Source organism: Streptomyces sp. TLI_171 (genome assembly GCF_003610255.1).
Classification (GTDB): domain Bacteria; phylum Actinomycetota; class Actinomycetes; order Streptomycetales; family Streptomycetaceae; genus Kitasatospora.
The window spans coordinates 6,978,907-6,993,086 of sequence record NZ_RAPS01000001.1 but is presented as its reverse complement, the minus strand read 5'-3'; the positions used below and the strand labels follow the sequence as shown (position 1 = coordinate 6,993,086).

Here is a 14,180-nt window from a genome sequence, read left to right as displayed (position 1 = left end):
GATGGATTTTCGGCTGCACCGCTCGGAGGGTGCGCAGTCCGTTCCTCTCCCCGATGGCAGGGCGGCCGGCCGGCGGCAGGGTGGAGTGGTCTCGTCCGCCGTCCCTCCGGAAGGTCTCCCGTGTTCGTCGCTCTGCGTGACATCCGCTTCGCCCGAGGGCGGTTCGCCCTGATGGGCGCGGTGGTCACCCTGATCACCACCCTGGTGGTGTTCCTGTACGGTCTGACCGGGGGCCTGGCCTCGGCGGCGTCCTCGACGGTCGCCGAACTCCCGGTGGACGGCGTGGTGTTCGGCGCCCCGGCGGGCGCGGAGCCGGAGGTGTCGTTCGCCTCCAGCACGGTGACGGAGGCTCAGCGCGCGGCGGTCGCCGCCGCCGGGCCGAGCGAGGTCCACCCGCTGGGGGTGGCGATGACGCGGCTGACGGCGACCGGCGGCGCGGCCTCGGTGAGCGTGCTGGGCACCGACGCCGCGCTGCTGCCGCCGATCGAGCGGGGCGCCGCCCCGGCCGACGGCGAACTCGCGGTCGGCGCGGACACCGCGGCGGAGTTCCACCTCTCCCCCGGCAGCCGAGTCACGCTCGGCGCACAGAAGTTGACGGTCTCGGCGGTCACCGCGGCGCGCTCGCTGTCGCACGCCCCCACCGTCTGGACCACCGAGTCGACCTGGCAGCAGGTCTCCGGCCAGAAGCAGCCCACCGCGCTCGCGGTGCGCGGCGCGGTGCACGGCCTGCCGGCGGGGCTGAAGGCGGTCCCGCGGGCCGACGCCCTGGCGGGCATCAACGGGTACGCCGCCGAGCAGGGCAGCCTGCAGCTGATCCAGGGCTTCCTGTTCGCGGTCAGCGCCCTGGTGGTCGGCGCGTTCTTCACGGTGTGGACGGTGCAGCGCCGCCCCGACATCGCGGTGCTGAAGGCCGTCGGCGCGTCCTCCGGCTACCTGGTCCGCGACGCCCTCGCCCAGGCGGCCGCCGTCCTCCTCGCGGGCGCCGTGCTCGGCGGCGTCCTGGGCGCCTCCGGCGGCGCGTTCGCCTCGACCGCGGTGCCGTTCGACGTGGGCCTGCCGACCGTAGCGGTCCCGGTCGCCGCCATGGTGCTCCTCGGCCTCCTCGGCGCGGCCCTCGCCGTACGCCGGATCACCGCCGTGGACCCGCTGACCGCACTGGGCGCCGGCCGCTGACCGCGGCGGGCCGCCGCTCTGTCCGACCGACCACACCTTCCCGAGGAGCCCTTCCGATGACCACTGCCGTCCGCTCCGGCCTCGCGCTGCGCGGGGTGACCCTGACCTATCCCGACGGCGAGAGTCGGCTGACCGCGCTGGACGAGGTCGAACTGACCGTTGAGCCAGGAGAGTTCGCTGCGATCGCGGGGCCCTCCGGGTCCGGCAAGTCCAGTCTGCTGGCGGTCGCCGCGACCCTGCAGCGGCCGGACCGGGGCGAGGTGCTGGTCGACGGGGTGGACGCGGGTGCGCTCGGCGACCGGGAGCGCACCGCGCTGCGCCGCGAACGCCTGGGCATCGTGTTCCAGCAGGCGAACCTGCTGGCCTCGCTGACCGCCGTCGAGCAGCTGCTGGTGCTGGAGTCGGTGCGCGGCCGCCGCCCGGCCGCCGCCCGCCGCCGCGCCGAGGAGCTGCTGGAGTCGGTCGGCCTGGCGGGCGCGAAGCAGCGCCGTCGCCCGCACCAGCTCTCCGGCGGCGAGCGGCAGCGGGTGAACATCGCCCGCGCGCTGTTCGGCAGCCCTTCGGTGCTGCTGGTGGACGAGCCGACCTCCGCGCTCGACCACGAGCGCGGCGCGCAGATCGTCGACCTGCTGGCCGGCGTCACCCGCACCCACGGCACCGCGACGGTGATGGTCACTCACGACCGCGAGGTGCTGGGCAGGGTGGACCGCGTCCTGGAGATGCACGACGGCCGCCTCACCGCCGCCGTGGCCCGGCCCTGACCCGGCGGGGTCTACCAGTCGAGGCCGAGCAGGCCCCGCAGCGCGGCCGCCCCGGCCGGGGTCACCCGGAGCGCCCGGGTGTCGGGGCGGGGCTCCACCCAGCCGGTGTCGACGGCGTGCCGGCAGAGGGCCGCGCCGACCGCGCCCGCCAGGTGGGGGCGGCGTTCGGTGAAGTCCAGGCAGGCGCGTACGGCGGGGCGGCGGCCGGGGCGGACGGTGATGCCCGCGGTGGTGAGCCAGTCGGCGCCGGCGGGGGTGAGGGCCAGGCCGTGGCGGTCGTCGAGCAGGCCGCGGGCGGTCATCGCGTCGGTGACGGCGACGCCGAGCGCCCCGGCCAGGTGGTCGTAGCAGGTGCGGGCGCGGGCGAGCTCGCCCTGCTGCCGGGCGGCCCGCAGCGACCGGGCGGCGACCGGCGGCGCGCCCGTGAACTGGGCGAGCGCTTCGACCAGTTCGGCGGCGGCCGGCCCGGCCAGGCGCAGGTAGCGGTGGCGGCCCTGGCGTTCCTCGGCGAGCAGTCCGGCGTCGACCAGGCGGTGCAGGTGGCCGCTGGCGGTGGAGGCGGCGACTGCGGCGTGGCGGGCGAGTTCACCGGCCGTCCAGGCGCGGCCGTCGAGCAGGGCGAGGCAGATCGCGGCCCTGGTCGGGTCGGCGAGCAGGGCCGCCGTGTCGGCGAGGGCGCGGGCGCGGGGCGGGGTGTCCACCCGTCCATCCTGCCGGGTCGACGTTTCGGCCGGGGCCGAAGTGTCGGTGGCCAAGACTCGGCGGCATGCGAAACGATCTTCTTCCGCACCGGGTCATCGAGCCGCAGATCCTGTACTTCGGGACCCCGGTGGTACTGCTGAGCACCGTCAATCCGGACGGTACGCCGAACCTGGCGCCGATCTCCTCCGCGTGGGCGCTGGACCGCACCGTGGTGCTGGGCCTGGGCGCGGCGGGCCGGACGGTGCAGAACCTGGCGGCCCGCCCGGAGCTGGTGGTCAACGTGCCGGGGCCGGGGCTGTGGCGGCAGGTGGAGCGGCTCGGCGCCACCACCGGGCGGCCGGACGCGGCGCACTTCGTCCGGGACAAGTTCGCGCACGCCGGGCTGACTCCGGTGCCCGCGGACACCGTCGCCGCGCCGCGGGTCGCCGAGTGCCCGCTCCAGCTGGAGGCCCGGGTCGCGGACCTGCGGCCGGACGCCACCGGGGAGTTCCGGGTGGTGGAGGCGCGGGTGCTGCGGGTGCACGCGGCGGAGGCGGTCACGGTGCCGGGCACCGACCACGTGGAGCCCGCCGCGTGGAGCCCGCTGGTGTACAACTTCCGGCACTACTTCGGCCTGGGGCCGGAGCTGGGGCACTCCGCGCGCAGCCGCACGCCGCGCGACTGACAGCCGGTCAGCGCGCGGGCAGGCGCAGCGCCGTCTCGGGTTCGGCCTGCTCGTCGGCGGCCCACAGGTGGCGGATGTGGCCGAGGTGGCGGGTCATGCACTCCTCGGCGGCCTTGGCGTCGCCGGTGAGCAGGACGTCCAGCAGTTCCAGGTGCTCCTCGGCGGAGGAGACCAGTTCGCCGCGCTGGTCGAGGCGGTTGAGACCGTACAGGCGGGAGCGCTTGCGCAGGTCGCCGACGGTCTCGACCAGCCGGGCGTTGCCGGCCAGCGCGAGCAGGTCGAGGTGGAACTGCCGGTCGGCCTCCAGGTACCCGATCAGGTCGTGCTTGCGGGCGGCGGCGACGATGGCCTGGGCCTGCGGGCGCAGCGCCTCCAGCTGCTCGGCGGTGGCGGTGCGGGCGACCTGCCCGACGGTGGGGACCTCGATCAGGGCGCGGATCTCGGTGAACTCGTCGAGGTCGCGCTCGCTGAGCTCGGTGACCCGGAAGCCCTTGTTGCGGACGGCCTCGACCAGGCCCTCGCGGGCCAGGTCGAGCATCGCCTCGCGGACGGGCGTCGCGGAGACGCCGAAGTCGGCGGCCAGCGCGGGGGCGGAGTAGACCACGCCGGGGCGCAGCTCGCCGGAGATCAGGGCGGCGCGCAGGGCGTGGGCGACCTGGTCGCGCAGCCGCTCCTGGACGGAGATGAGGTTGCGGGGCTTCAGGTCGGCCATGGTGTTCCTCCGGAGGTTCAACAGAACCCCATTGTACAATGTCACGTTGCGGAGAGTGAATGCCCTGCGTCCGGCCGCCGCTCCGACTGCCGGTACTGCGCCGCCGCCACCGCCAGATCCTGCCAGGCCATGCCGACGCTCTTGAAGAACCTGGGCCGATCATGGCGGACAACTGCCGCACCGGTCACCAGTTCCGACAGATTAGCAAGCCGCCCGGCCCCGACACCCGCCATCAGCAGGTCCCCGGCCTCCCGCAGCGCCACCTCCCGCGCCTCCACGAACAGCTGGGCCCGGCCCACCAGTTCGGCGTCCACCTCGCGGGCCCGCGGCTCGTGCGAGCCGACCGCCGCGACCGCCGCCCGGTCCGGCACCAGCCGCCCGTCGAACAGCGGCGTGCGCGCGGTGGTGCAGCACACCACCACGTCCGCCGTGGCGACGGCCGCGGGCCCGCCCACCGCCGCGTCCAGGCCCAGCCCGGCCGCGTGCGCCGCCAACTCCCCGGCGGGGCCCGGCCGGCGCGCCACCACGGTCACCCGCTCCAGCGCGGGCAGCACCGCCCGCAGCGCCCCGAGGTGCCCGACCGCCTGCGGCCCCGCGCCGAACAGCACCAGGTGCCCGGCGTCCGGCGCGGCCAGCGCCCGCAGGGCCAGCGCCGTGACCGCGGGGGTGCGCAGCGCGGTCAGCGCCGCCCCGTCCAGCAGCGCCACGGGCTGCAGCGTCGGCCCGTCCAGCAGCAGGTACGAGCCGGTGATCCGGGGCAGCCCGGCCGCCGGGTTGGCGGGCGCCACCCCGGCGATCTTCACTCCGGCGAACTCCCCGGCGGCGGCGGGCATCAGCAGCAGCTCCCCCGCGGGCACCGGCACCGCCGACCGCGGCGGGCACGCCTCCACGTCCAGCCCGTCGAGGAGCGTGCGCTCCAGCGCCGCCACCGCGCCGAGGTGATCGAGCGTCAGCTCCGGTCGGGCGATCACAGCAGGAACCCCGCGCCGAGGGTGTCGTCGGTGTCGAGGACGAAGCGGTGCTCGCCGGTGCGGTGGGCCGCGCCGGTGACCTCGGTGACCAGGCCGGCCGGCTGCTGCTCGCGGACCCGGCCGGTGAAGACGGTGCCGATGATCGAGTCGTGCCGGAGCGTCTGCCCGGCGCGCAGGGCGCCCTCGTCGGCGAGCAGCGCCAGGCGGGCGGAGGTGCCGGATCCGCACGGGGAGCGGTCGATCTGGCCGTCGGCGAAGACGGTGACGTTGCGCTGGTGCGGGCCGGTCGGGGTGTCGGGCAGCTCGTCGTACAGGATCACGCCGTAGACGCCGTCGCGGTGCCCGGCGAGCGCCGAGTGGCCGTCCAGCGCGGCGCGGACCTCCCGCCCGGCGGCGGTCAGTGCGGCCAGCCGGTCCGGGACCACGGACAGGCCGAGGGCGGCGGCCGGCAGCGCGGCGTAGACCGCCCCGGAGTGCGCCAGGTCGACGAGCACCGTGCCGTGGGAGGTGGCGAGTTCGACCTTGCGGGCGAGCACCGCGGTCGGCACGTTGCGGAAGGTCACCGCGGTGGTGCGGCCGCCGCGGCGGTGCACGGTGGCGCTGACCCGGCCGGACGGGACGTCGATCCGCACCAGCGCGGTGCCGTCCTCCGGGGCCGCGACCAGGCCGGTGTCGACCGCCCACGCGCCGAGCGCCATGGTCCCGTGGCCGCACGCCGTCGAGTAGCCGTCCTTGTGCCAGAACAGCACCCCGAAGTGCGCCTCGCTGTCGTCCGCCGGGACGACGAACCCGCCGTACATGCCGGCGTGCCCGCGCGGCTCCCGGGTCAGCAGCCGGCGTACGTCGTCCAGCGCGCTGGGGCGCGGCGAGGTCGCGCTGCCGCCCGCTCCGATCGCGATCGACCGGCGCTCGGCGACGGTGTCGCCGGGGACGGGCGGCAGGCCCGCGGTGACGATCCGGAACGGCTCGCCCGCCGCGTGGTAGTCGGTGGTGGAGATGTTCATCAGTACTCCCCTGCGGGCAGCACGCTGACGGTGCGCGAGGCGGTGTAGAAGTCGAGCGCGGCCTGCCCCTGCTCGCGCGCGCCGTAGGAGGCGCCCTTCGCGCCGCCGAACGGCAGGTGGAAGTCCACGCCGCTGGACGGCGCGTTGATCCGGATCATGCCCGCGTCCAGGCGGTCGGCGGCCGCCAGCGCCACGTCCAGGCTGCGCGAGTGCACCGAGGTGGACAGGCTGTGCCGGGTGTCGTTGGCCAGCTCGACCGCCTCGTCGAGGTCCGCGGCGTGCAGCAGCACCGCGACCGGCCCGAAGAACTCCTCCACCAGCAGCGGGTGCCCGGCCGGGACGCCCTCCACCAGCGTCGGCTCCAGGAACCAGCCGGCCCGCTCGGCCCGCGCCCCGCCCGCCAGCACCGCCGCCCCGCCCGCCCGGGCGGAGTCGATCGCCTCCGTCAGCCGCTCCAGCGACTGCCGGTTGATCACCGGGCCGCACGCCGTGGACGCCGCCGCCGGGTCCGCCGCCGGGGTCTGCTGCAGCGCCTTCGCCAGCGCCTCCGCGAGCGGCTCGTACGCGTCGCCGACCGCGATCACCCGGCCGGTCGCCGTGCACTTCTGGCCCGCGAACCCGGCGATCGCGTTCGCCAGGTGCGCCGCCGCCTGCGCGATGTCCGCGTCCGGGAGCACCAGCGCCGCGTTCAGCCCGCCCATCTCGGCCTGCACCGGGATGCCGCGCTCCGTCGCGCCCGCGATCACCGAACGCCCCACCCAGGTCGAGCCGGTGAACGAGACCACGTCGACGCCGCCGATCAGCGCCGTCCCCTCCTCGGCGCCACCCGGAACCACCGTCAGCACGCCCTCCGGCAGGCCCGCCAGCTCCGCCAGGCGCAGCGCGCACGCCACGCCCTCCGAGGACGGCTTCAGCACCACCGCGTTGCCCACCGCGAGCGCCGGCGCCGCCTTCCAGCTCGGGATCGCCAGCGGGAAGTTCCACGGCGTGATCAGTCCCGCCACCCCGTACGGCCGGCGCCGCGTCAGCAGCAGCCCCTGGCCGGCGGCCGGCTCGTGCACCTCGCCCGCCGCCGCGAACGGCGCCTGCGCGTAGTACCGCCAGATCGCCACCGTCCGGGCGACCTCGCCCCGCGCCTCCCCCACCGGCTTGCCGACCTCACGCACCGTCAGCGCGACCAGTTCCTCGGCCGCCGCCTCGATCGCGGCCGCCGCCCTCGTCAGCGCGAGCGACCGACCCGCCGCCCCCAGCCCCCACCACTCCCGCTGCGCGCGCCGCGCGGCGGCGAGGGCGGCCGAGACGCCGGCAGCGCCGACGGCGGGCACCGACACCACCAGGTCGTCCGGGTCGGCAGGGTTGTAGGAGTCGATGGTGGTCATGGTCGGAGACCTTTCGTCGGTAGCGTGCCCTGCGCGGAGCGGGGAGCGTGGAGGGGGAGGATCGGGGCGCGGGCGGCACCCGCCCGCAGCGGGGCCGCTACAGCAGGAAGCCCGCGGGGAACGGATCGGTCGGGTCCAGGAAGTACTGCGCGGTGCCGGTGACCCAGGCGCGGCCGGTGACGGTGGGGACGACGGCGGGCAGGCCGGCGACGGTGGTCTCCTCGACCAGCCGACCGACGAAGGTGGTGCCGATGAAGGAGTCGTTGCGGAAGTCGTCGCCGATCGCCAGTTCGCCGCGGGCGTGCAGCTGGGCCATCCGCGCGGAGGTGCCGGTGCCGCAGGGCGAGCGGTCGAACCAGCCGGGGTGGATGGCCATCGCGTGGCGGGACTGGGCGGCGTCGGATCCGGGCGCGAGCAGCTGGACGTGGTGGCAGCCGTGGATGGACGGGTCCTCGGGGTGGACGGGCCGGTGCTCCGCGGAGGAGTTGAGGGCGTCCATCATGGCCAGGCCCGCGGCCAGGATCTGGTCCTTGCGCTCGCGCTCGAAGGGCAGGCCGAACTGCTCCAGCGGGAGGATCGCGTAGAAGTTGCCGCCGTACGCGAGGTCGTAGGTGACCGTCCCGTACCCGGGCACGTCCAGCTTGCGGTCCAGCGCCACGGAGTACGAGGGCACGTTGCGGAGGGTGACGTCGAGCGCCGCGCCGTTCTCCACCCGCACGTCGGCGACCACCAGGCCGGCGGGCGTGTCCAGGCGCACCGTGGTGACCGGTTCGACGACCGGGACCATTCCGGTCTCGACCAAGACGGTGGCCACGCCGATGGTGCCGTGCCCGCACATCGGGAGCAGGCCGGAGACCTCGATGTAGAGCACGCCGAAGTCGGCGTCGGGGCGGGTGGGCGGCTGGAGGATCGCGCCGCTCATCGCGGAGTGCCCCCGGGGCTCGTACATCAGCAGCGTGCGGAAGTGGTCGAGGTGCTGCTGGAAGTGGCTGCGCCGCTCGGCCATGGTGCTGCCGGGGATGGTGCCGAAGCCGCCGGTGATCACCCGGGTGGGCATGCCCTCGGTGTGCGAGTCGACGGCGTGGAAGACGTGACGGGTCCGCATCGCGGTGCTCTCTCCTGACGGTCCGGCAGTTGATCGGGCGCCGGCGGCCCGGACCGGCTCCCCCGGGGCCGGTCCGGGAACTCCCCCGGCGGGGTGGTTACTTGTGGCCCTCGGCGAGCGCCTTCTCGGTGGCGGCGCGCACCGCGGCCTCGATCTCGGGGCGCAGCGGCAGGCGCGGGGCGCGGGTGGGGCCGCCGGGGCGGCCGGCCAGGTCCATGGAGAGCTTGATGGCCTGGACGAACTCGGTCTTGGAGTCCCAGCGCAGCAGCGAGTGCAGCGACTTGTAGAGCGGGAGGGCGGTGGCCAGGTCGCCGGAGACGGCGGCGTGGTACAGCTCGGAGCTCGCGGCGGGCAGCGCGTTGGGGTAGCCGGCGATCCAGCCGACGGCGCCGGCCAGGGCGAGTTCGAGCAGGACGTCGTCGGCGCCGATCAGCAGGTCGAGCTCGGGGGCGAGTTCGGCGATCTCGTAGGCGCGGCGGACGTCGCCGGAGAACTCCTTGACGGCGACGATCGAGCCGGCCGCGTGCAGGTCGGCGAGCAGGGCCGGGAAGAGGTCGACCTTGGTGTCGATCGGGTTGTTGTAGGCGACGACCGGCACGCCGGCCCGGGCGACCTCGGCGTAGTGGGCGCGGACGGCGTCGTGGTCGGCGCGGTAGGCGTTCGGCGGGAGCAGCAGCACCGAGCCGGCGCCGGCCTCGGCGGCCTGCTCGGCCCAGCGGCGGGATTCGGCGCTGCCGTAGGCGGCGACGCCGGGCATCACGCGGGCGCCGTCGCCGGCCGCCTCGACGGCGGTGGTGACGACCTTGGCGCGCTCCTCGGGGGTGAGGGTCTGGTACTCGCCGAGCGAGCCGTTGGGGACGACTCCGTCGCAGCCGTTGTCGATCAGCCAGCGCACGTGGTCGGCGTAGGCGTCGAAGTCCACCGAGAGGTCGTCACGGAACGGCAGGGTGGTGGCGACCATGATGCCGCGCCAGGGACGGGCGGGGTCGTGGGGGGTGCGGGTCACGGGATCTCCCTCGATATGATGTGTGACATTTTACAAGCGGGCGACGTGGACGCACAAGGGGCCCCGCCGCCCGAACCGGGCCTAGGCGTCGGGGTCGGCCAGTTGCGCCAGCGGGACCGGGCAGGAGAGCGGGCGGCTGTCGGGCCGGCCCAGGGGGCCGCCGGACAGGCAGGCCACTGCGGGGCCGCACATCCGGCCCTGGCACCAGCCCATGCCGGCCCGGGTGAGCAGCTTCACCGTCCGGGCATCGGCCGCGCCGAGGGCCTCGACGGCCTCCCGGACCGCCCGGGCCGGGACTTCCTCGCACCGGCAGACGTCGGTGTCGTCGGTGACCCAGCGGGTCCAGCCGGGCCCGGGGGCGTGTGCGGCGGCCATCAGCGCGGCGAACGCCCGCCGTCGGCGACGGATCGTCAACTCCCGGGCAGGAGCCGGCCGTCCGGCCACCGAGTGGGCGGCCAGCACGCCTTCGGCGAGGGCCAGGTCGGCGCCGCCGACCCCGCAGGTCTCCCCCGCCGCCCACAGGCCGGGCACGCTGGTGCGCTGCTGCGCGTCCACCTTCAGGGCGGCTGCGCCGTCCGGCCCGGCGACGGTCTCGGCGCCGAGTTCGACGGCCAGGTCGAGCTGCGGGACCAGGCCGTGGCCGATCGCCAGCGCGTCGCAGGCGATCCGCCGCTCGGTGCCGGGGACCGGCTGCCAGCGGGCGTCCAGCCGGGCCACCGTGACACCGGTGACCCGGTCGGTGCCGTGCGCCTCCACCACCGCGCTCGAGCGGCGCAGCCGCACGCCGTGCCGCAGCAGCCGGGCGCCGTGCGAGGCGCCCTCGGCGAGCTTGCCGGGGTTGCCCACCAGCACCGGAAGGCCGCGGGCGTAGCCGAGGTACGAGGTCGCCTCGACGATCGCGGGGACGCGAGCGCCCGCCGCGACCAGCGAGGACGCGGCGGCCAGCAGCAGCGGGCCGCTGCCCGCCACCACGATCCGCCGGCCCGGCAGCACCAGGCCGGACTTGAGCATCGCCTGCGCGCCACCCGCGGTCACCACTCCGGGCAGCGTCCAGCCGGGGAAGGGCAGGTGCCGCTCGTGGGCGCCGGTGGCCAGCAGGACGGCGCGGGCCAGGACGGTGGCCCGGTCGCCGGCCTCGGGACCGCGGGTGGCGTGCAGCCGCCAGGGCTCGCCCGCCTCGGCGGCCCAGACGTGGTGACCGGGCAGGTGGTCGACCAGCGGGTTCGCGGTCAGCCGGTCGCGCAGCCGGGCGAAGGCGGCCCAGCCGTGGTGCAGCTTCTCGGGGCGGGCCGCGCCCAGTTCGGGGGCGGGGTGCCGGTAGTACTGGCCGCCGAGGCGGGCCCCGGCGTCCAGCAGGGCGACCCGCAGTCCGAGGGCGGCCGCGGCGTCGGCTGCGGCGAGTCCGGCGGGGCCCGCGCCGATCACCGCGAGGTCGTGGCACTGCTCAGACGTCGAGCTCGGCATGGCCGTGGCCCTCCTGGGTGGTGACGGTGTCGCCGGGTTCGGCGGGCAGCAGGCACAGGCGCTGGTTGGGGCGGCCGTTGACGACGGCCAGGCAGTCGAAGCACTGGCCGATGCCGCAGAACGCGCCGCGCGGGCGGCCCCCGTGCCGGGTGGTGCGCCAGGCGAGCACGCCGTCCGCCCACAGCGCGGCAGCCAACGTCTGCCCGGGCAACGCGGCCACCGGCCGCCCGTCGAACAGGATGGTGCGGGCGGGGCCGGGTTCGGCGCCCACCAGGTCGAGCGGGTCCATCGGGCTACTCCTCGCCCTCGGGTGCGGCGGCGTGCAGGGGGACGGCGGCATGGCGAGCGGCAGCCCGGCTGCGACCGGCCCCTGCCGCGCTGCGGGTCTGCGGCGGGCGGAGCGCACCTGGCGGGTCGGGTCGCTCGGAGCGGTCGCTCGGCCTCCGGTTCATTCCTCCCCCTCGAACCGCTCGGGCCGGAATGGGGTCAGGTCCAGCTCGGGCTCCCCGCCGGTGAGCTGACGGCTGATCAGCAGGCCGGTGGCGGGCGCCAGTCCGATGCCCGCGCCCTCGTGCCCGCACGCGTGGTACAGGCCGGGCGCCCGGGCGTCGCGGCCGATCGCCGGCAGGTGGTCGGGCAGGTACGGGCGGAAGCCCCGGTAGGCGCGCTGCACCTGGACGGTGCGCAGCACCGGGAAGAGCGCGGCGGCCTGCGCGGCGAGGCGGTGCAGCACCTGGGGGCGCAGGGTGCGGTCGAAGCCGACCCGTTCGCGGCTGGCGCCGATCAGCACCGGCCCGGCGGGGGTGCCCTCGACCACGGCGGAGGACTGCAGGTCGGCGGAGCCGGAGGCGACGTCGGCGACGTAGTCGGCGGCGTAGACCTTGCGGCGGACGATCCGCGGCAGCGGTTCGGTGACCAGCACGAAGCCGCGCCGGGGCAGCACCGGCAGGTGCGCGCCGGCGAGGGCGGCGAGGTCGCCGCCCCAGGTGCCGGCGGCGTTGACCACGGCGGGGGCGGCCAGTTCGCGGCGTGCGGTGACCACGCCGGTGACGGCGCCGCCGGGGCCGCGGAGCAGGCCAGTGACCGCCTCGCCGAGGTAGCGGTCGGCGCGGGCGGCGCGCAGCAGGTGGGCGGCGGCCAGGGCGGGCTGGACCTGGGCGTCCTGCGGGTAGAGGTAGCCGCCGGGCAGGCCCGCGGCGAGGTGCGGCTCCAGGTCGCGCAGTTCGTCGGCGGCGACCGGGACGGCGTCGACGCCGGCGGCGCGCTGCTCGGCGGCGAAGCCGTGCAGGGCGTCCAGTCCGGCGGGCGCGGTGGCGACCACCAGGCCGCCCTTGGGCTCGTACTCGACCAGGTCGCCGAACTCGGCGGCGAGCTCGCGCCACAGCGCGGTGGAGAGCAGGGCGAGGTCGAGTTCGGGGCCGGGTTCCTTGTCGGAGACCAGCAGGTTGCCTTCGCCGGCGCCGGTGGTTCCGCCGGCCACCGGCCCGCGGTCCACCACGGCGACCGAGAGTCCGGCGCGGGCGGCGTAGTAGGCGCAGGCAGCGCCGACCACGCCGGCGCCGACCACCACGACGTCGTAGGGGGTTCGCTTGAGCACCTCAGTAATATGTCACATGGCTTGAATCCCCGGCAAGCCCCCCACCAGCGCCGATCGCCCCGGGAACGCGGAGCGGCCCCGAACCTCAGGGTTCGGGGCCGCTCCGTCGTCAGCGGGTCATCAGGTGATGTCGTCGATCTGCTCGCGGCGCGCGGCCGGCACCGGCGCGGACGCCTCCACCGCCTCGACCCCGTCGACCGCCTCCGCGTCCTCGACCGCGTCCACCGTCAGGTCGACCTGCGAGGCCTCCTCGTCGTCCAGCAGGGCGTCGGGGTTGCGGGCCAGCTTGCGCTTGTCGTTGAGCAGCGAGATGCCCACCGCGATGAAGTACAGCGCCCAGATCGGCGCGGCCAGCGCCAGCATCGACAGCGGGTCGGCGGACGGGGTGGCGAAGGCGGCGAACACGGTGATGCCCATCACCATGGCGCGCCACCAGCCCAGCAGCCGCTTGCCGGAGAGCACCCCGACCAGGTTCAGCATCACCAGGAAGAGCGGCAGTTCGAAGCCCGCGCCGAACACCAGCACCATACGGGTGATCAGGTCGAGGTAGTCCTCCACCGGCACGATCGAGGTCACGCCGTCCGCGATGAAGCTGATCAGCATCTGCGCCGTCACCGGCATGACCACGTACGCGAGCACCGCGCCGGCCAGGAACAGCGGGGTGCCGACCGCCAGGAAGGTCACCGAGTAGCGCCGCTCGTGCTGGTGCAGGCCCGGGGAGACGAACTTCCACAGCTGGTACAGCCAGACCGGGGTGGCGGCCACCACGCCCGCGGTGAGGCTGACCTTCAGCATGACCGTGAACGGGGTGGTCAGGCCGATGTTGGAGATCTGTGCACAGTGGTCCAGACCGGGCGCGGGCTTGCCGTCCGGCCCGCAGGCCGGCAGCGGCGCGATCAGGAAGTCGAGCAGCCGCTTGTGGTAGAACGCCGCCACGACCGTGAACAGGATGATCGCCAGCAGCGCCTTGACAATCCGGTTGCGCAGCTCGCGCAGGTGGTCGGCGAGCGCCATCCGCCCCTCAGGGTCCTTGGGCGCTTTGGTCGTCTTGCTCAACCCGGTCCTCGAATCGTGCGCTCGGTAGTCGGAGTGGTGCGGGCCGCGGTTCAGGCGGCCCGGTCGGTGCGGGGCGCGCCCGGGGCGGCCTTGACCACCCGGTCCGGCTCGGCGGCGGGCGGCGCGACCGGCGCGGCGGGCGTCTCCCGGCCGGCGTCGAACTCCCGACGCAGCGCCTTGCCCTCGCTCTTCAGGATCCGCAGGGACCGGCCGAGCGCGCGGGCCGCCTCGGGCAGCCGCTTGCCGCCGAACAGCAGCACGGCGAACACCGCGACCAGCAGCAGCGACCCGGGTGAGAGCAGTCGCATCCGCGAACACCGCCTTCCTTGGTACGGGAGGCAGGGCTCCCCCTCTGCGGGCGATGGTAGCCGCTCGGGGTGTCGCGCCGGGAACCCGGTACCCAACGATCGGATACCGGTCAGCCGCCGTCGGCCGCCCGCTGCAGCGCGCTGACCGCGCCGTCCACCTCACGGGCCAGCGCCCGGGCGTCCAGCCACAGCCGCAGCGCCAGCACGCCGAGCACCAGCAGGCCCGCGGTGGACAGCAGCACGGCGCCGACCAGGGTCCAGTTCACGCGCGGGGCCCT

16 protein-coding genes are annotated in these 14,180 nt (G+C 75.8%); 3 read left to right on the top strand and 13 right to left on the bottom strand.

Translation table 11 applies throughout. From position 1 onward, the window contains the following. Window positions 1-120 precede the first annotated feature (120 nt). Together BX266_RS31005 and BX266_RS31000 are read left to right on the top strand one after the other, a co-directional pair. Entirely contained in the window at window positions 121-1,173 is a 1,053-nt protein-coding gene (locus tag BX266_RS31005; RefSeq protein ID WP_099905244.1) for an FtsX-like permease family protein, read from the top strand. A 56-nt stretch (window positions 1,174-1,229) separates the two neighbouring features. Then, on the top strand, window positions 1,230-1,934 hold the full coding sequence (locus BX266_RS31000) for an ABC transporter ATP-binding protein (RefSeq protein ID WP_099905242.1): 705 nt from the start codon (window positions 1,230-1,232) through the stop codon (window positions 1,932-1,934). 11 nt (window positions 1,935-1,945) lie between these two features. Here the strand turns inward: BX266_RS31000 and BX266_RS30995 are convergent, their stop codons facing one another. Next, window positions 1,946-2,635, bottom strand: a complete 690-nt coding sequence (locus BX266_RS30995) for a helix-turn-helix transcriptional regulator (RefSeq protein ID WP_099905240.1) — start codon at window positions 2,633-2,635, stop codon at window positions 1,946-1,948. 65 nt (window positions 2,636-2,700) lie between these two features. On the opposite strand from BX266_RS30995, the gene BX266_RS30990 reads away from it, so the two are divergent. Beyond that, window positions 2,701-3,300 carry a flavin reductase family protein gene (locus tag BX266_RS30990; RefSeq protein WP_099905238.1) on the top strand — a complete coding sequence of 200 codons (600 nt, stop codon included), beginning with the start codon at window positions 2,701-2,703 and terminating at the stop codon, window positions 3,298-3,300. Window positions 3,301-3,307: 7 nt separating this feature from the next. On the opposite strand, the gene BX266_RS30985 is transcribed toward BX266_RS30990, so the two are convergent. The 12 genes from BX266_RS30985 to BX266_RS39015 form a co-directional block, all read right to left on the bottom strand. After that, complete coding sequence (locus tag BX266_RS30985; RefSeq protein ID WP_099905236.1) at window positions 3,308-4,012, bottom strand: GntR family transcriptional regulator; 705 nt, start codon at window positions 4,010-4,012, stop codon at window positions 3,308-3,310. Window positions 4,013-4,053: 41 nt separating this feature from the next. Continuing rightward, complete coding sequence (locus BX266_RS30980; RefSeq protein WP_310794817.1) at window positions 4,054-4,983, bottom strand: ornithine cyclodeaminase family protein; 930 nt, start codon at window positions 4,981-4,983, stop codon at window positions 4,054-4,056. Beyond that, window positions 4,980-5,987 carry a proline racemase family protein gene (locus BX266_RS30975; RefSeq protein WP_099905234.1) on the bottom strand — a complete coding sequence of 336 codons (1,008 nt, stop codon included), beginning with the start codon at window positions 5,985-5,987 and terminating at the stop codon, window positions 4,980-4,982. Before BX266_RS30975 ends, BX266_RS30980 begins: the two co-directional genes overlap by 4 nt. After that, window positions 5,987-7,366, bottom strand: coding sequence for an aldehyde dehydrogenase (locus BX266_RS30970; protein WP_099905232.1), 1,380 nt, complete (start codon window positions 7,364-7,366; stop codon window positions 5,987-5,989). Before BX266_RS30970 ends, BX266_RS30975 begins: the two co-directional genes overlap by 1 nt. A 97-nt stretch (window positions 7,367-7,463) precedes the next feature. Continuing rightward, a complete protein-coding gene (locus BX266_RS30965; RefSeq protein WP_099905230.1) occupies window positions 7,464-8,471 on the bottom strand; it encodes a proline racemase family protein in 1,008 nt (335 codons plus the stop codon). A 97-nt stretch (window positions 8,472-8,568) separates the two neighbouring features. Beyond that, window positions 8,569-9,432 carry a dihydrodipicolinate synthase family protein gene (locus BX266_RS30960; RefSeq protein WP_099908505.1) on the bottom strand — a complete coding sequence of 288 codons (864 nt, stop codon included), beginning with the start codon at window positions 9,430-9,432 and terminating at the stop codon, window positions 8,569-8,571. Window positions 9,433-9,558: 126 nt separating this feature from the next. Continuing rightward, entirely contained in the window at window positions 9,559-10,941 is a 1,383-nt protein-coding gene (locus BX266_RS30955; protein ID WP_099905228.1) for an FAD-dependent oxidoreductase, read from the bottom strand. Next, window positions 10,922-11,230 (bottom strand): (2Fe-2S)-binding protein, encoded by a 309-nt coding sequence (locus BX266_RS30950; RefSeq protein ID WP_099905226.1) that lies wholly within the window; start codon window positions 11,228-11,230, stop codon window positions 10,922-10,924. The genes BX266_RS30955 and BX266_RS30950 overlap by 20 nt, the downstream gene beginning before the upstream one ends. Window positions 11,231-11,389: 159 nt before the next feature. Next, window positions 11,390-12,538 carry an FAD-binding oxidoreductase gene (locus BX266_RS30945; protein ID WP_099905224.1) on the bottom strand — a complete coding sequence of 383 codons (1,149 nt, stop codon included), beginning with the start codon at window positions 12,536-12,538 and terminating at the stop codon, window positions 11,390-11,392. Window positions 12,539-12,658: 120 nt separating this feature from the next. Continuing rightward, window positions 12,659-13,552, bottom strand: a complete 894-nt coding sequence (gene tatC, locus BX266_RS30940; protein ID WP_399171318.1) for a twin-arginine translocase subunit TatC — start codon at window positions 13,550-13,552, stop codon at window positions 12,659-12,661. Window positions 13,553-13,644: 92 nt separating this feature from the next. Next, complete coding sequence (locus BX266_RS30935; protein ID WP_099905220.1) at window positions 13,645-13,902, bottom strand: twin-arginine translocase TatA/TatE family subunit; 258 nt, start codon at window positions 13,900-13,902, stop codon at window positions 13,645-13,647. A gap of 110 nt (window positions 13,903-14,012) precedes the next feature. Further along, entirely contained in the window at window positions 14,013-14,168 is a 156-nt protein-coding gene (locus BX266_RS39015; protein WP_180290683.1) for a hypothetical protein, read from the bottom strand. Window positions 14,169-14,180: the final 12 nt, after the last annotated feature.